Genomic DNA, 17964 nt, shown 5'->3' on the forward strand with positions numbered 1-17964 from the left:
AATGGACTCCTTTTGGTCATATGATTTCCAGTGAATGACGGTGTTATGAATGTGATTATACGCTAATCATTCCTGATTTCAAAAGGACATGAAAAAGAGGCTGTAATAGACACAGCCGCAAGAAACACCTACAATATCAATTGTTTTCAAAAATTAATCCGATCATAGTAAGCTCCCACAGCAAAGCAGCGATGAAAATGACGCCCATTAGACGCTGTAATACAAAAGGGAGGCGGGCTAAAACGATTTGGACTTCATAATTTAAAGAGGAAACCAGAATGGCTACATATCGAAAAAAGTCGGTGACTAGCCCATTTGATTCATCATATACATTGGTTTCATATAGCTTAATGATTAATGTTGGTACAAACAAAGAAACAAATGCAAACACCATGTTAATTGTTAAATATATGATAAGCGCAGAATTGGGATACGGTATATCCCCTGACATCGCAAATCCAAAAAATAAACTAAAAATAGAGAAAACAAATATACCTATTGGGATATTGGTCTTTCTTATAGCTCTTGAAGGAGGGCGCGCAACTGTCTTTTTTGTTTGAAAGCCATATACCAACGAAAGTAAAATGATAAACAGCTCAGCAGTGCAAACAAACATAAAAAACATAACATTGGCGTTTTTTTCCCAATAAGGTTTATTCAACAACAATAGAGCAGTTAACAATATTAGAATAAAATTGCTTCTCAGCCAAAAGAATCGGCTTTTTTTAAAAGAGAACATAAATAGAAATCCTTTCTACTATAAATCATAAAATTCATTCATTGTATCCACTATTTTCCCGAAATATTCGTCGACTGCCACTGGTTGAAGATATAGCGAGCCAGTTTTTTTAATATTTTCATAATCTAAATGCCAAATGAAATTATCACTTCTTAATAAAAAAGCAACTTGATCTAATCTTGTTTGATTTTGAATATAGTCACTTTCTACAAAAGAAATATTATCGAGCTCTTGGTTGTTTGCTAAAAAATCAAAAGAAAATTGACTTATAGTTGGATGCGTTTCCGGGTCTTCTGCCATTCTTTTAATAACGGCAGCTTCAACCTCGTGAAACTCGTCAAATGAACCTTCATCCATTTCAAAAATTTCATGTTCTGGTTTTTTATCTATATATGAATGATAAAACATTTTCAGCATTTCTAAAAACAGCTCTCTGCTTCTTAAAATCGAAAAACAATGATTTTGGTTTTCAATCTCCTGGACAATCAGTTCATCTTTTTGGATATGGTGTATTATCATCACCTTTTTTCGATGGATACAGCGAACTTTTCGCTTTGATTGAATGAGTAAGTGAATCAGGTTTTCTAACCCTTTTTGTAAATTAGATTCTGTGTCATCAGCCCAATATCCTCTCTGTTTTAAAAGATTTTCGGCTTGAATTGAAAATGGCTCAATATCTTTTTCATCTTGAATCAACTGCTGATCATTGATAATATCTTCAGCAGCTTTTTCATATCTACACAATAATAATGCGGCAACGAGTTCATTTGTTGTTAATATAATTTTAGAGTCTAACATTATACTCCTCCTTATTACCTGAACCAGCTAGTGACAAATTCCTTTGCACCTGAGAGTCCGTCTGAAATTGTATCTGCCGTTTCAGAGGCCTTTTGACTTAACCATTCACCAGCTTCCTTACCTTTATCTTCTATCCAACCTGCAGCATCTTCTCCCCATTCTTTTACTTGATCTCCCGCAATTATGGATCCAGTTATACCAATACCAGCTCCAATTGCTCCTCCAATAAGAGTGCCAGGACCTGGACATATTAATGAACCCAGTCCAGCTCCGCTAGCGGTCAACGCTCCAACTCCAGCATCCATTCCAATCCCTGCTGAAAATCGGCCAAATTTTTCGAACCAAGATTTATCTTTATTATCATCACTAAAAAACTCAGCTCCATTTGTAGTCAAGGAGAATATTGTTCCAGCATAAGGTATTTTTTTGGCGAGTTTTGTAATACTAGCCTCATCCTTAAACTTCCCAAGAGTCCCTTTCACATCAAGCTTAGTCTTATAACTCTTCAGTTCCTCTGGCTTATGCTTTAGGAAACTTTGGCTTTCTAAAATCTTTTCATATGATATTCTTGTTGTGTTAGGCCCCAACCCAACAATCTTTCTCAAAAGGCCGCTTGGTTTATTTTGAAATTTGCCGAGCCATTTTTTGATTGGTTTGCTTGAGTTTGGATCGCCTTTTTTCAGGATATTGTAAACAAACTGAGCCACCTTGGAATCGTATTTTCCGTTAGCTCCCTGCGTCCATTTCGGAGAGGCTTTCACACGGAAGTTTCCTTTTCCGTCTTTTTCAAGCTCAAGCATTTTCGTCGCCAGTACATTCACGGCTATGACGCCTTTTGTTACAGCCAAAGCGCCGTTTCCTGTACCGATTAAATCGAGCCATTCAGCGATTCTGCCCATCATTGTCGGATCGTCTTGTTTTTCTGCTAAATCAACGGCTTCGTCAATCATTTGTTTCACGACATCTGTTTCAGAAAAGTAGTTTTCAACCTCTTTAATCGTTTTTTTAGATAGGATCGCGCCTCCCTTTGACCAAGTGTTCACTTTTTCAGTGAGCTTGGAAAGCTGAGCGATCGAATTTGACGATTGTTTTAATATTGAATTAGCATCGCGATCAAGCTCTTTTAAATCAGACACTGTGTTGTTCACATGTTTTTTTGCTTCGGAAATATGCTCATTAAATGATGCCAAAGAGATAGATCCGCCCCCAATCAACTGGCTGATTTTATCAAATTCGTCATTAATCGAATCAACCGTATCATTCGTTTGACGTTTCAGTTCTGTTAAGCCCTTTTTGACGTCATGCGTCAGAAACTCTTCTTTTACAAAACCCTCTGTTGATTCATAGGTTCTGATTTTTGCTTTAATATCTTTTAAATTCTGTATGTATTGATCAATAAAGTGCTGAAAATAAAGCAGCACGGGAAGATGAAGAACCGAAAAGTGTTCTTTGATCGCATTTCCGCCTTCTCCTTTTAATGCATCATCAAGCTCTGCAATTTTTTGTACACTTTCCCTTATGGCATTGATTTCTTTTTCCTCTTGCTTTTTTTCCTTAATCAATTGGTCTATCGCGTCAATGACTTCAGAGACATCTAAAACTTTCAAGAGAAAACCAGCCCTCCTTATTTCATTTTTTGAGAGATGTTTTTATCAGTATCAATCAGGACTTTAATGTTTGACCATGCGTCCTTTTCAACTGAAGATAGCGCCTCCTTGTATTTTTTTAATAGCTGCTCGTATTCCTTTTCAATTTTTTTTATTTTGTTCACTACATCCATTGAAGAATTAGCGCTATCGGCTTTTGAACTTGATATCGAAAGTGCGCTGATTTTTGTCTGAAGGTTTGAAAACGCCGTTTTGACTTCTTCTGCTTTTACCTTTATTTCTGCCATTCTTTCACCTCAATGATTGACTTGTTTTTTTATATCTGTAAGCTGTTGTTTTTGTATACTTAGAAACATCTCCATATTAGAGATTTGCATTTGAAGATTTTCAATCTCTTGCTCAATATGCGAAATCAGACCATCTGTTTCTCTCTGTATGTTTTGATAGCTGTGTGCAATGTTTGATCTAATATTGATAAATTGATTTGTATGTCTGCCATTCCATATATGTGATGTGATATCTGGCTGATTGATGAGAGTGGCATTGTTTGAAAGGGTATGAAGTTCACCGATAATAGCGGTTTTTGCTTTTTTCAGTTCAGCGATTTTGCTTTGTGTATCCTTTATATTGTGAGATAAAGAAGAAATATCTTTTTCCAAAGAAGCGATTTTAGCAGCATGGTTTGACATATCGGGTTCACCTCGTTTTTCAGAAAATAAAAATTCGCACGTTACTATTCGCTTATTCCCCGTGTTTTCGTTAGGTATATTGTTGCTTCCTAGTTGAGACTAACGCTCTTATAAATCAGACCTTTTCCATATTACAATATCATCCAAAATAGGTAAATAGGATAATGGACTTGGTTTTCTTGGATTTTCTTGAATTGATCCATTCATGCTTTGCACAATGTTTTTTGAAATAGCATCAGGTGTTTAGTTCAAATGACCTTCCTCAAATCTTGCAACATCAAAAAAACAGCACACACCCAAGGGTATGTGCTGTTTCTGCATGTTCTTCTATTCCGTAATCACCGTATGCACGAGCTTCGGCGCTTCGGCTTTTTCAGCGATTTGGATGTTGTCGTAGACTTTTGTGATAACGTCATCAACATTTTCACGGTTGGCGTAAAGTGTGACCAATGGCTCTCCCTTTTCAACGGCATCGCCGACTTTTTTGCGAAGCATGATGCCAACGGCGAGGTCGATTTTGTCTTCTTTTGTTGCGCGGCCGGCACCCAGTAGCATGGCCGCGACGCCGATTTGATCGGCGACGATTTCAGACACGACGCCCGCTTCTTTGGCAGGAACGTCGATTTTGTAGGCAGCCTGAGGCAGCTTTTCAGGGTTATCCGCGACAGAGCTGTCGCCGCCTTGGTTCTGCAGGAAGTCTTTGAATTTTTGCAGCGCTTTTCCGTTTTTCATTACATCGGTCAGTTTCTCTCTTGCTTCGTCAAGAGTCTCTGCTTTTTTGGCGAGAACGACCATTTGGCTGCCCAATGTTAAGACAAGCTCGGTAAGGTCTTCAGGACCTTCTCCTTTTAATGTGTCGATCGCTTCTTTGACCTCTAAGGCGTTTCCGATTGCATAGCCGAGCGGCTGAGACATGTCAGAGATGACAGCCATCGTTTGGCGGCCGACATTGTTGCCGATTCGGACCATCGCTTTTGCGAGATTGACGGCGTCTTCGTCCGTTTTCATAAAGGCGCCCGCTCCCGTTTTCACATCAAGGACGATGGCATCCGCTCCGGCGGCAATTTTCTTGCTCATAATTGAGCTTGCGATCAGCGGTATCGAATTGACAGTCCCTGTCACATCACGAAGTGCATAAAGCTTTTTATCGGCGGGAGTCAAGTTACCGCTTTGCCCGACGACGGCGACCTTGTCGCGGTTGACGAGGTCAACGAATTCATCCTTTGAAAGTTCCACGTGAAACCCTTCAATGGCTTCCAGCTTGTCAATCGTTCCTCCTGTATGGCCGAGTCCGCGGCCGGACATCTTGGCAACAGGCACCCCAAGCGAAGCGACAAGCGGCGCGAGAACGAGTGTGGTCGTGTCGCCGACGCCTCCGGTTGAATGCTTGTCGACCTTAATGCCTTCAATGGCGGAGAGGTCAATCGTCTCGCCTGAGTTGACCATAGCCATCGTTAAATCAGCGCGTTCTCTGTCAGTCATGTCTTGAAAATAGATCGCCATGGCCAGCGCGCTTGCCTGATAGTCAGGAATGCTGCCGTCCGTATAGCCGTTGATAAAGAAGTTGATTTCTTCCGTGGACAGCTCTTTTCCGCTCTGCTTTTTCGTAATGATATCGACCATTCTCATCATCATCACCGATCCTTTTCTATAATGTTCAGTAAATCAATCCGACGACTGTCGCAGTCAAGAAACTGACGAGTGTAGCACCGTACAATAATTTTAAGCCAAAACGAGCGACGACATTCCCTTGTTTTTCATTCAATCCTTTCACCGCGCCGGCAATGATGCCGATGGATGAGAAGTTTGCAAAAGAGACGAGGAAGACGGACACAATCGCTTCCGTACGGCCGCTGAAGTGGAAATTGCCTTGAGCAAGCGACTGCATAGCAACGAATTCATTGGACACCATTTTGGTTGCCATGATGCTTCCGGCATTGACTGCCTCATTCCATGGAATACCCATTAAGAAAGCGAATGGGGCAAATACATAGCCAAGCAGTTCTTGGAAGGATACGCCCAATACAGCATTAAAAATACCGTTGATCATGGCGATGATCGCAACAAATCCGATCAGCATAGCCGCAACGACGACGGCCACCTTAAATCCGTCCATAATGTATTCACCGAGCATTTCGAAAAAGGATTGTTTTTCCCCTTCTACAACCTCTGCCACATCATCTTCCTGTGTCACTTCATAAGGATTGATAATAGAAGCAATAATAAATCCGCCAAATAAGTTCAATACAAGCGCGGTCACGACATATTCGGGCTTAAGCATCGTCATGTAAGAACCGACGATTGACATGGACACGGTTGACATCGCTGACGCACATAGTGTGTAGAGCCTTTGTTTGGAAAGCCCTCCTAATTGCTTTTTCAAGGAAATAAATACTTCAGACTGCCCCAAAATCGCCGAAGCCACGGCATTGTAAGATTCCAGTTTCCCCATTCCGTTGACTTTGCTAAGCGCAAGTCCAATATATTTTATAATAAACGGGAGTATTTTCCAATACTGAAGAATACCAATTAAAGCTGAAATAAACACGATTGGGAGGAGAACGTTCATGAAGAATGTAGATTCATTCACATTCACCAGTCCGCCAAAAACAAAATTAACTCCTTCTCCTGCATATGTGAGCAAATAGCCGAAGCCTTGGGCAAAGCCTCCGACAAGATAATTGCCGACACCTGTGTTGAGCAAAATATACCCTAATACAAATTGCAGTACAATCATAACGATGACAGGGCGGTACTTGACTCTGTTTTTCCCGCTGCTCGCCACCCATGCAAGGGCCAAGACTACGATCAAGCCTAAGATCCCAATTAAAAACTTCATGTCGCGTCCTCCTGAAATTGTATTCGCTTACAATTTTCTACAATGCCATGTTTCTGTATTTTGCGGGAAGCATGACGCTTCCCGTTTCTGCATCTATCAATAGTTATCGTCTTGTTTCCCGGCTTCACCGCCGACAATGGAAACCCCGGCGCTCGCTCCGATGCGGCTTGCTCCCGCTGCGATCATTTTTTCAACATCCTCTTTTGTTCTGATGCCACCGGATGCTTTGACCCCAATGTCAGGTCCGACGGTTTTCCGCATTAACGCGATATCTTCCGCTGTTGCTCCGCCTGTGGAGAATCCTGTGGACGTTTTGACGTAATCAGCACCCGCTGCGACTGCCAAACGGCATGCACGCTCTTTTTCTTCATCTGTCAAAAGACATGTTTCAATAATGACTTTGACAAGGGCTTTTCCGGCTGCGGCTTCTACAACGCCGCGGATATCTGATTCAACCAGCTTATCGTCGCCGTCTTTTAAAGCGGCGATGTTGATGACCACATCCACCTCTGTCGCGCCTTTTGCAATGGCGTCTTTCGTCTCAAACGCTTTTGTTTCAGATGTATTGGCGCCCAAAGGGAAGCCGATGACTGTGCAAACATCAATTCCGGTTCCAGCCAGTTCTTTGGCGGCAAATTCCACCCATGTCGGATTGACGCAGACTGAAGCGAATTGGTATGTTTTCGCTTCCTCTATTAACTTCTTTATGTCTGATTTTTGTGTATACGGTTTCAATGCTGTATGATCAATTTGTTTTGCAATCGTCATATACAAGCACTTCCTTTGTCTAAGATAGTTTCAGCATAACTGATTTTTGAACAAATGTAAATTACCACATGAAATTTTGTTCATTAGAAAATAACGTTAATTCAAGGTCAATCTTCCTGACCCTTTTTTAACAATTCCTTTGCCGTATGCTGATCGATAATCAGCACATTGGCGTATTTGCCTTTCAGCGCCCCGTGAATGGCAGCCGTTTTCCTCAGGCCGCCGGCGATGAGAATTGATCGTTCCTTCTCCCTTAAATCCCCCAGCTCTACACCGATTGTTCTGGCATTGATGGCTTCGCTGCATATGTTTCCATCAGCATCAAAAAACCGCGAACAAATGTCGCCGACGCCTTTTGTTTTGAGCAGGGATTTTTCTTTCTCGCTGAAATAGCCGAGTCTGAACAGCAGTGCTTCATCGCGAACCGTTCCAACCGTAAAAAGCGCGATGTTGGCTTGTTTGCCCATCTCCATGATCCGTTTGATATGGCGGTCTTGCTCTACCATCTGTTTAACCTCGGCATGATCAAACACGACCGGGAGCGGGAGATATCTCGGCATCGTTTGAAAAGCCTCGGCAAACAGCTGAATTGTTTCTGCCGAATATGTATTGACTTGTGAATGGCTGATCCCGCCTTTCAACTGGACGACCTCTACGCCTTTCACTTGTTTGGCGTGGAGATTTTGTGCAACCTGATACATGGTCGTTCCCCAGCTGACGCCGACGATGTCGCCATCTTTAACGGCGCCGTGCATATATTCCGCACCGTAGCGGCTGAGATAGTGCGTGATGATCGTATAATCCTCCGTCGGTGAAAAAACGACGTGCGCCTCAAGCAGACCGTATTTCTCTTCAAGCATCGAACCGAGCGCATCCATGTCCTCAAACGGGTCCATGATGCGGATCTGTACATACCCCTTTTCCTTTGCATATTGCAGCAGCCTGGATACTGTCGGCCTTGAAATTTGAAGCTGTTCAGCGATTTGCTGCTGGCTGTAATCAGACTGATAATAAAGTCTTGCAGCTTCAATGCTCAATTGCTGTTTTTCCCTGTCCATCACAAGCCTCCCCTTTAGTATCGCTTCATACCATCATATATACCCTTGCAGACTTTTTCAACCAGCCGGAACGCTGATGCACATCCCGGCTGAAGCAAGTCTTTCTGCCGGCGTTATATGCCATGTTGACTATAGTAAACTTGTACTGTTTATAACTATTAATATACCATTATTATGATAAAATGGGTAATGTAGGGGAGGTTACCATATTGGTGAATGGAGGGTGAAGAGTGGCAGCAAAAATCGCATTCGAAGCAGTGGGAAACAGCTTGAATCAATGGTACGGGCTGATCAGGCAGAACAACATTACAGAGGCGGCCGCCATGAGGGAAGAAATTAAGAGGACGCTTGATGCGATGGAAGAAAATCAGGATGTGCTTCTGTATTTCAACCTCATTGATTCGCGATTCAAACTGTTGACAGAACGGTATGAGGAATCCGGAACACTCTTAAAAAACATCAATAAAACACCGGAAGAAATCGGCACGGACAACATGATTCAATACTATTTCTATTTTTTCAGCGGAATGTATGAGTTTTATAAAAAAGACTTCATCACCGCCATCAACTTCTACAAAATTGCCGAACATTCACTTTACAAAATCCCTGATGAAATCGAAATAGCCGAATTCCACTATCATCTGGCCATTGCTTACTATGAAATCAGACAAAACATTTTTTCATTAAACCATGCTGAAAAAGCGCTGGAATCCTTTCAAGCACATGACGAATACACAAGCAAAACACTCAAAAGCAAAATGGTGATTGCCGCCAATTATGTAGACCTTCAGCGGTTTCATGAAGCCGAAGAGCTTTATCGGAAGGTATACGGCGAAGCTTCTGCAGCCGGAGATTTCCGATCGGCCGGACTTGCCTGCATGAATTTGGGAATTTGCTATGAACGTCATGACCAGCTGCTTGAAGCAAGACAGTGCTTTGAAAAAGCATTGAACATTCCAGAACATCGGCAATCCGTCTTTTCTCTGCGGTCCAAATACATGCTGAGCCGTGTTCTCTACAAAATGGGACTGTATGCAGAGGCGCGTCACTGGTACCAAAAAGCGGCATCCCTCGCTTCGAAAAAGGAGCAGACTGAATTCCAGTCCAAACTCTTCATCATACATTCCCTGTATGAGAAATGCGATCCGGATGGAATCGATCAAGGCCTTAAACATCTGGAAAGGCAACAGCATTGGTCAGACGTAGCCGACCTGGCAATCAACTGTGCGAAATACTTCAAACAGGAAAACAACTATGTGCACTCAGCCAAATATTTTGAAAAAGCGTGCTATGCGAAAGATCAAATTTTCAAATTAACGGAGGCGGTTTCATGAAAAAACTGGCAGGCGTCGCATTGCTACTCGGCATACTGACAGCAGGGGTCACTTCCCATGGAGTGTCAGATCAGAAGGCAGTAAGTCAAATCCCGGTGAAGGTCACGGAAAACGCCGGTTTCGGCTAATATGAAGAGCGTTATTCAAGAAAAAGGTGTTGTGTGTTTTTTCACAACGCCTTTTTCTTTTTAAAAGGCTCTGTTGAATTTTAATGCTGATCATGCATAAAAATATATAGGAAACCCTATTTATTACGGTTTCCTCCATTCTTGTTAAACCAACATCCCCGTCAGCTCATTAAGAACTATTTAATCAGTTGCTCATTATACACGCTAATTGAGTGTAAATTCTCTTTTAATAAGTTATCAATTATTTGCTTTATTACATTTGGTTCTCGTAAATCTTCGTTTTCAAATGTGACAAGGTCATTTGCTTTTATCCACTTGCTGTCTGAAATTTCATCTTCTTCGAGATTTAAAGAACCTCCAGTAACTTCACCAATAAAATGAAATAAAATAACTTGATTGTTCGTACTACTGATAAAATTATATATACCAGTAGTGGCAAATCAGGTTTACGTCCAACCCAGTTTCCTCTTTAACTTCCCTTCGAGCTGAGTAGAGAATGTCCTCTCCATATTCGATACGTCCACCCGGAAAGTTCCATTTATTAACAGCAGCAGGTTTATTCTCTCTTATAATCAAGACTTTATCATCACTAAAGATTGATACACTTGCTACTAAAACAATTCCATTTTGCGACATCCATTTCTCCTCAGTTCTCTTTGGAAATTATACCTCATCGAACACTTGTTTCTATTTATGATTATATCAAGGAATCGTATAGGTATCAAATATCAACATTTACCTATAACAGAGCCTTTTAAAAAAGCGTTTTGCTTCACTATGTCCCCCCTTCACATCCGGATAGCGCAAAGTGCAATGCCCTATCCTGTGCAAATAATGCACAGCTTTTTATTGATCTTAAAGTCCTGATTCGAAAATGATGAGAAAGACCGAAAAAAATCTAGCAATCTCCAATTTTTCATTTATAATATATGAAATATGTAAGGAAACGAATCAGGGGGGATGTGTCCGTGAGGCATATATTGACAGGGATTATCTTATGCTGTTTATTTATCAGTCTTTCCGCCGGTTGCATTGTAGCTGAAAGCAAGTCGAAAAAACAAACGGCCGCAGATACCGCCAATGAACCGCTACAGCCTGCCGAGTACTTTGTTTACCATCATTTAATGAATGATCAGTGGCTGATCAGAACCGATCTTTCCGATCAGCCTGTCTACTTATCAGAATCGCTCGGCTTATGGATGGAATTTTTGGCCGCCAAAAGGGACCGTTCACATTTTCAAGAGCAATATCAGCACCTGAACGAATCCTTTTTGTTGAACAACGGCCTGATTTCATGGAAAATTCAAGACGGTCAAGCAAGCCGAACAAACGCACTGATCGATGATCTCAGAATCATGCAGAGTCTGGATCAAGCTGCCGCTCTATGGGGCAACAGCCAGTATGAGCAAACCGCCCGGAAAATCGGCGCTGCCATAAAATCGTACAACATGAACAACGGGATATTCACTGATTTTTACGATTCCTCTTCCCGAGCAGCGGCGAAGGATATCACCCTTTCATATATCATGCCTGACGCACTATCTGTTTTGAAAAAGTACGGAACCATAGATGAAGAAACTGAACAGCGGAACACAAACATTCTAGATCTTGCTCCTCTGAAAAACGGCTTTCTGCCGAAAATGTACAGCACAGAGAAAAAGGAATACAGCTATGACAGTGAAGTCAATCTCATTGATCAACTGTACACGGCTTGGCACTTGCAGCCTGGGGATACAAAAGCCGCTGCTATGGCGGATTGGATCAAGCAGGAATTTCAAACGAACGGAAAGCTGTATGGACGGTATTGGGCGAATACAAAAAAGCCGGCTGTTCAATATGAGTCTCCATCCGTTTACGCTTTGGCCATTTTATTTTTAATGAAACAACATGAAGACAGAAGCGTGGTCAAAGCGATATATGAAAAAATGACTTCTTTCGAAATTCTTGACCCATCCGCTGCCTATTACGGGGGATATATGAGCGGCAGCAATACGCACTCTTTTGACAACCTGCTGCCATTATTGGCTGAAAGGAAACTTTTTGATGAAAATGTCATTCAATGAATCACAGAAAATATTTGCCTATATAACAGGGTTCGTCGCGGCCCTTTCTCTTTTTTTGCATTATGCCGTCCAGCAGCCTGAAGGCGTGTTGATGACTTGCATCACATTTGCCGTGATCGGCGCGGGGATTTGGCTCGGTCCGATTTACGCACTATCAGGCACCTTTATCATCGTGTTTATTCTCGGGACTTTAATGATGTTTTTTCATGCCGAGCAAGTTGTGCCTTTTCCGGCTGATGAAGGAATGCGAATGCTCGCGTTCTGGGGGGCTGCGCTTTTGGTACTGTCCTTTTTATCAGGAAGAATCCATGATATCGCGAAAGAGCTTCATCATTCAGTCAAGCGGCTTCAGTCTGAAATCAAAAGCTTTGTAGCGATTGACACAGTGACGGGTTTTGATAATGCAGAGAGAATGAAGCTTGAGCTCTCTGAAGAAATCAAACGGGCGGAGCGGTATGGCAACTCCTTTGTTTTTTTGCTGCTTCAGCTCCATTATTTCAAAGAGTTTAAGTCCTTATACGGTGAAAAAGAAACCGATCGCCTCTTTCAATTTGTGAGCAGTCAAATCAGATCGCTTGTACGGGAAACGGATAAAAAATTCCGCCCCTCTGAGGAACGGTTCGGCATCGTACTGACTCACACACCTGCGGAACATATGCCTGCTGTCCTATCAAAGCTGAAAAACCAGCTGGACACGTATCAGCTGGAAAATGGCAAATATGTCAGCTTAACCTTCCATGTCTGTTACTTATCCTATCGAAAAGATTTGAAAACGGCTGATCAATTTTTAGAAGAACTGGAAAATGAGATGATGATGAATGAACTGTAAGCCGATACGACTTCTATACGCAACTGTACTCATCCTCTCGGCCGTTTTTTATGTTCCCGGCTCCGCCCAAGCAAAACGGGAGAATCACGGAATTCTCATCATCTATACAACCATCGATGGGAAAAAGTCTTCCCATGTGAAAATGCTTGATTTACTGGCGGGACATTTTACCTCGCATGTAACCGTCAAAAAAGATGCGGATGTTACCTCATCTGATCTTGAGGGAAAAGAACGGGTCATTTATTTCGGCCAAACGAAAAGAAAGCTGAGCAAAGAGCTGGTGTCACTGATCAGCGGCTTCCAAAAGCAGGTGGTTGCAATCGGCTTTAATGCCGGGCAAATCAGCCAATTTTCCGGCCTATCGCTGACACGCAAAGAAAATGTGTACCAAGTCCGCAGCAGCACTGAGAAAAACGAGGCCTCTTTGGAAACCGGGCTCGATGTGCTGGACGTCTCAGGGCTGAAAGGAAAAGCTTTATACACACACAAATCTAATGATGGGACATCCCATCCGTTTATATGGAAAACCGAGCAGTCAAATGTATACATCGGCTTGACGAATCTGCAAAACAACTACCTGTTCGTGGCGAAACGGGTCAGAGAAGCATTTGGGGAACCTGCAGGCAGCACGCTTTTATATCTCCGGCTGGAGGATATCAGCCCGATGTCAGATGAAAAATTGCTGCTTGAAGCCGGAACCTACCTGCATAAAAGACATATTCCTTTTATCCTGGCCGTCATCCCGGTCTATCTGAACCCTAAAACAGGCGACAAAGTCTATTTAGCTGATAAGCCGAAGCTTGTCAAAACATTGCGAAAACTGCAGAACATGGGCGGCAGTGTGGTTGTGCACGGATATACCCACGCCTACCGCTACAGTGAAACCGGGGAAGGGTTCGAATTTTGGGATGCTGAGGCAGATCAGCCGATCACATCGCAAAATGCCGAGGATTCCCCGTCAATTTTACAAAAAGAACAGGATTTTCCGAATGAAACGGCTTATCACAACTATTTGAAACCGTTCCGGAAAAATGAAGAAACCTATACGCGAAAAAAACTGACGCACGCTATTGAGGATTTAACCGCGGAAGGGCTGTATCCGCTCGCATTTGAGGCACCGCACTATACGATGTCAGAGCAAGGCTACCAAATTGCCTCTCAATATTTCTCAAGCATCATCGGACAGGTCCAGCTAAGTGATGCAACGTGGAAAACGTCCGGCACAGGTCCTTTTGTAACGAAACCCGCCATGCTGCACGGCATGACGCTGTATCCTGAAACACTCGGCTATGTCGATGCATCAGATTAGAATCCGCTCGGCAGTATAGAAGAGCACACCTCGCAAATGATCGATTTTGAAGGCGGAGTGGCAGGAGCATTTTACCATCCCTATCTGGGAATGACCTATTTGCCGGAGCTTGTCGACCAGATGGAACGCATTCCGAATAGCCGCTGGCTCGATTTAAAGAAAACGAAGCAAACCGTAAAAACAGACAAAGTGGAAATTCACACAAACGGAAACGGAACCATTCAAGTAAACAGCAAGGTCAATGCCGTTGAAAAGTTTTTCGACCATCATCAGCAAAGCCCGCTGGAAAAGGCGCTATGGATTCTCTCAGCAGTCGTGCTCTTGTTTGTTGTCATGTTTGTGAGCTATACCCTTTACTTGAGAGCCACATTAAAAAAACGAATCTTTAAGGAGAGAAAAAGCCGTGGGTAATGTTCTGTTCTTTATCTCGTTAAGCTTAATATGGGTCATGCTTCTGTATCATATGTTCCTGATGCAGGGCGGATTCCGGCACTACATGACCTACGAACTGAACATTCCGAAGTGGAGAGAGAACTTGAAGGACCTTCCGAAGGTCAGCGTTCTGATTCCGGCGCATAATGAAGAGGTCGTGATTCGGCAGACGCTGAAGGCAATGGTAAACCTCTATTATCCGAAGGATCGGCTGGAGATTATCGTCATCAACGACAATTCATCAGACCGGACAGGCGAGATCGTGAATGAATTTTCGAGACAATACGGGTTTATTAAAATGGTCGTGACCAAACCGCCTCACGCCGGAAAAGGAAAATCCTCGGCTCTGAACTGCGGTTTTGCCGAATCGAACGGTGATGTCATTTGCGTCTATGACGCCGACAACACCCCGGAGAAGATGGCCGTATATTACCTTGTTCTCGGACTGATGAACGATCAGAAGGCCGGAGCCGTGGTAGGAAAATTCCGCGTCATCAATGCCGCAAAAACACTTCTGACAAAATTCATCAACATTGAAACGATCTGTTTTCAGTGGATGGCGCAGGGCGGAAGATGGAAATGGTTCAAAATCGCAACGATTCCCGGCACCAACTTTGCGATCCGCAGAAGCATCATCGAACAGCTTGGCGGCTGGGATGATAAAGCGCTGGCAGAGGATACCGAGCTTACGATCCGCGTGTATAACCTCGGCTACCACATCCGCTTCTTTCCGGCGGCTGTTACATGGGAGCAGGAACCGGAAACGTGGAAGGTCTGGTGGCGCCAGCGGACAAGATGGGCGCGCGGCAATCAATATGTCGTCCTGAAATTTCTATCGCAATTTTTCAAGCTGAAACGAAAACGGATTATCTTTGATTTGTTTTATTTCTTCTTTACGTATTTTTTGTTTTTCTTTGGCGTGATTATGTCTAATACAATTTTTATTGTGAATTTATTTTATGATTTGCACCTTTCAGTCGGTTTTTTGTCGATGATTTTATGGATCTTGGCCTTCTTTCTATTTATGACAGAGGTCATGATCACATTAAGCATCGAAAAAACAGAAATGAACAGGCAAAACTTTTTCATCGTTTTTCTGATGTACTTTACATACTCACAGGCTTGGATTGTGCTCGTGATTTACTCCCTATTCGTAGAACTCAAGCACCGCCTATTCAAGCAGGAAGTGAAGTGGTACAAAACAGAACGATACAATCAAAGGAAAAGCGGGTGACTTTTTTTGAAATATACAATTATATGTCTGATAAGCTTCATGCTGGCGGCTATGGCCGGACAAACAGCTTTGGCAAAAGAGGTGAAGGTCGATGGCTCAATTCTGGGGGAGAACAGCCATTCACAGGCCAAGCAGCAGGTGCTCTCAAGCGACCTGATTGCCATGTATGGAGCAAAAGACAGTACAGAACTGACCTATCAAATTCCGGCCGGCTCCTCCTCCGCCCAGCAGCAGCTGGCGATTGAATATGAGGCGTCAGACCTTTTAATCCCCCCTTCTTCTCTAACGGCGGAAATCGATGGCGAACCGGTGAAAACGGTAAAGCTTGATGGGGATTCAAAACGGAAAACATTGAAGCTTTCGTTGAACAAAAGCCAATCATCTCAAGGCTATCACAGCTTATCGCTGAAGTTTTACGGAGTCTTGAAAGAAGGCGTCTGTGTCAGGCAGGATTCTTCCGGCAACTGGATCAAAATTTATCCGGACAGCCGTCTGACATTGGGAGATAACAGCGGATTAAAGGGAACAGCTCTTGAACATTATCCATATCCCTTTGCCCAATCAGGAAACACAGAGGAAGAAGCGGCGATCGTGATCCCTGATGATCCAAGTTCGGCAGAAATAGAAGCAGCGGTCAAAACAGAAAGCTATCTTCACACAGTGGACAGCAGCATCAGAACTAAGCTCCTGAATGAGTCCGATGTGAAGCGGATCGACAGGCCGACGATGTTTATCGGCGTTCAGCAGCATTGGAACGGCAAGGTGAAAAAGCTGTTGAAACAGGGAAACCTGAAAGCGCATGGAGAAAAGCTTTTGCTTGCGGAACGGGTGCTGAAAGCCAACGACAGACAACAGCCCGTACTGTTTGTCACTGCCGCTTCCGATGATGTGCTGACTGATAAGATCAGCGTCATTACCGATAAAACATACAGCAGCCAGCTCAGCGGAGAAACATTGGAGATCGGCAAGCTCATACATCATACAAATCAGAGCGGCCATGATCTGACACTTGAGAATTTCGGGGCGGGGGATTTGACAATCGGGTCTGACCAAACATCTTCAGAGCATTATTACTATCCTGTCCCGGCGATATTGGACAAGAATCAGCCGGCGAAGCTGTCTCTTGCCTTGAAAAAATCGGCATCGATTCAAAAGGCTGCGGCCGAAAGCGAAGCTTCTGCGAAAGATGCAGAGCTGAAGGTGATGATCAATGGCCAGCCCCACTCTATCGATCTTGAAGACTTGGGGAAAGAAGATAAAAACGGCTTTTATCATGTCTCCTTAAAAGTCGATCCAAAGCTTTTGCAAAAAAACCGCTATATTGATATTCAATTCGTCACTTCAGGCTTGAAGGAGAATAATCCTTGCAGCTCGACAGACGACGACAAATGGGTTTTCATCGATAAAAACAGCACACTGTCCTACTCTGTGGGCGATACATCAGCGACCGCCGATTTTCAGGATTGGCCGCTTCCTTATGCGGGAGACCAGAACAACACGACACTGATGATCCTTCCTGACCGAGTGGATCAATCGAAGCTTCACGAGCTTTCACTTGTGACAGATTCCTTCGGCAGCGAAGCTCAGCAGTCATTCACGGTAAAGAAAGCATCTGAAGTCAAAGCGAATGATGCAAAAGGCCGGAATATCATTTTCATCGGCGCCGTGAACGAATTTTCGCTTCTAAAAGAGAAAGCAGCCGATTTGGCTGTGCAGGTGGCGAAAAACGGAGCACTCGACGTGTCAGCCTTTCAGATGCTGAATGAAACAACGAAACGAGTCGCATTTACCCAAGCGTCACTATGGGATTCAAATTATTCGATGGCTGTGTTTGCGCCATTAAGCGGTCAAGGCACAGCAGTCACAAAAGAAATGATCAGCTTTCTGAACAGCAATAGCGACACAGCGACCGTCATGAATGAAACAGACAGCCGGCAGGTGTTCACAAACCACCAGCAGCTCATCTCAAAAACGAGCGGAACGCAGCCGGCTGAAACAGAAAAAGGCAATCAGCAACATATGCTGCTGTATGTCGGCATCCTGGTTTTCATCATGGCGATAGCAGTCATTTCGATCTGGATAGCGGTAAGACGCAAAAAGAGAAAAACAGACAGGGGCTGATGTCAGCCCCTGAAAC

Annotated in this window: 15 protein-coding genes and 2 pseudogenes; 7 read left to right on the forward strand and 10 right to left on the reverse strand. The window is 43.4% G+C overall.

Going from position 1 to position 17964, the window contains the following annotated elements:
• Positions 1–136: 136 nt before the first annotated feature.
• The 9 genes from R5H20_RS22760 to R5H20_RS22800 form a co-directional block, all read right to left on the reverse strand.
• Complete coding sequence (locus R5H20_RS22760) at positions 137–739, reverse strand: hypothetical protein (RefSeq protein WP_006639696.1); 603 nt, start codon at positions 737–739, stop codon at positions 137–139.
• A gap of 18 nt (positions 740–757) precedes the next feature.
• The gene (locus R5H20_RS22765) at positions 758–1537 is read right to left on the reverse strand and encodes a hypothetical protein (protein WP_006639697.1); all 780 of its coding nucleotides are present in this window, start codon (positions 1535–1537) and stop codon (positions 758–760) included.
• A gap of 14 nt (positions 1538–1551) precedes the next feature.
• Entirely contained in the window at positions 1552–3144 is a 1593-nt protein-coding gene (locus R5H20_RS22770; protein ID WP_006639698.1) for a ribonuclease YeeF family protein, read from the reverse strand.
• A gap of 17 nt (positions 3145–3161) precedes the next feature.
• Positions 3162–3431, reverse strand: coding sequence for a YwqI/YxiC family protein (locus tag R5H20_RS22775; protein WP_006639699.1), 270 nt, complete (start codon positions 3429–3431; stop codon positions 3162–3164).
• Between the two features lie 9 nt (positions 3432–3440).
• The gene (locus tag R5H20_RS22780; protein WP_006639700.1) at positions 3441–3833 is read right to left on the reverse strand and encodes a DUF5082 domain-containing protein; all 393 of its coding nucleotides are present in this window, start codon (positions 3831–3833) and stop codon (positions 3441–3443) included.
• A 327-nt stretch (positions 3834–4160) separates the two neighbouring features.
• A complete protein-coding gene (locus R5H20_RS22785; protein ID WP_006639701.1) occupies positions 4161–5462 on the reverse strand; it encodes a pyrimidine-nucleoside phosphorylase in 1302 nt (433 codons plus the stop codon).
• A gap of 28 nt (positions 5463–5490) precedes the next feature.
• Positions 5491–6672 (reverse strand): NupC/NupG family nucleoside CNT transporter, encoded by a 1182-nt coding sequence (locus tag R5H20_RS22790; RefSeq protein WP_006639702.1) that lies wholly within the window; start codon positions 6670–6672, stop codon positions 5491–5493.
• A 96-nt stretch (positions 6673–6768) separates the two neighbouring features.
• Complete coding sequence (gene deoC / locus R5H20_RS22795) at positions 6769–7440, reverse strand: deoxyribose-phosphate aldolase (protein WP_006639703.1); 672 nt, start codon at positions 7438–7440, stop codon at positions 6769–6771.
• A 107-nt stretch (positions 7441–7547) separates the two neighbouring features.
• Positions 7548–8498 (reverse strand): DNA-binding transcriptional repressor DeoR, encoded by a 951-nt coding sequence (locus R5H20_RS22800; RefSeq protein ID WP_006639704.1) that lies wholly within the window; start codon positions 8496–8498, stop codon positions 7548–7550.
• 230 nt (positions 8499–8728) lie between these two features.
• On the opposite strand from R5H20_RS22800, the gene R5H20_RS22805 reads away from it, so the two are divergent.
• Both R5H20_RS22805 and R5H20_RS22810 read left to right on the forward strand, forming a co-directional pair.
• On the forward strand, positions 8729–9832 hold the full coding sequence (locus R5H20_RS22805) for a response regulator aspartate phosphatase (RefSeq protein WP_006639705.1): 1104 nt from the start codon (positions 8729–8731) through the stop codon (positions 9830–9832).
• Complete coding sequence (locus R5H20_RS22810; protein ID WP_255130726.1) at positions 9829–9960, forward strand: hypothetical protein; 132 nt, start codon at positions 9829–9831, stop codon at positions 9958–9960. The genes R5H20_RS22805 and R5H20_RS22810 overlap by 4 nt, the downstream gene beginning before the upstream one ends.
• A 176-nt stretch (positions 9961–10136) precedes the next feature.
• On the opposite strand, the pseudogene R5H20_RS22815 reads toward R5H20_RS22810, so the two are convergent.
• A pseudogene (locus R5H20_RS22815) lies at positions 10137–10596 on the reverse strand (NUDIX hydrolase).
• 332 nt (positions 10597–10928) lie between these two features.
• Between R5H20_RS22815 and R5H20_RS22820 the strand changes: the two are divergent.
• From R5H20_RS22820 to R5H20_RS22840, 5 genes and pseudogenes are all read left to right on the forward strand, one after another.
• Entirely contained in the window at positions 10929–12023 is a 1095-nt protein-coding gene (locus R5H20_RS22820; RefSeq protein ID WP_006639707.1) for a glycosyl hydrolase family 8, read from the forward strand.
• Positions 12004–12852, forward strand: a complete 849-nt coding sequence (locus tag R5H20_RS22825; RefSeq protein ID WP_006639708.1) for a diguanylate cyclase domain-containing protein — start codon at positions 12004–12006, stop codon at positions 12850–12852. Before R5H20_RS22820 ends, R5H20_RS22825 begins: the two co-directional genes overlap by 20 nt.
• Positions 12842–14572, forward strand: a pseudogene (locus tag R5H20_RS22830) (DUF2334 domain-containing protein). The gene R5H20_RS22825 and the pseudogene R5H20_RS22830 overlap by 11 nt, the downstream one beginning before the upstream one ends.
• Positions 14565–15827 (forward strand): glycosyltransferase family 2 protein, encoded by a 1263-nt coding sequence (locus tag R5H20_RS22835; RefSeq protein ID WP_006639709.1) that lies wholly within the window; start codon positions 14565–14567, stop codon positions 15825–15827. Before R5H20_RS22830 ends, R5H20_RS22835 begins: the two are co-directional and overlap by 8 nt.
• A 6-nt stretch (positions 15828–15833) precedes the next feature.
• Positions 15834–17948 (forward strand): cellulose biosynthesis cyclic di-GMP-binding regulatory protein BcsB, encoded by a 2115-nt coding sequence (locus R5H20_RS22840; protein ID WP_006639710.1) that lies wholly within the window; start codon positions 15834–15836, stop codon positions 17946–17948.
• Positions 17949–17964: the final 16 nt, after the last annotated feature.

Source organism: Bacillus sp. KICET-3, from assembly GCF_033261025.1.
GTDB classification, from domain to species: domain Bacteria; phylum Bacillota; class Bacilli; order Bacillales; family Bacillaceae; genus Bacillus; species Bacillus sonorensis.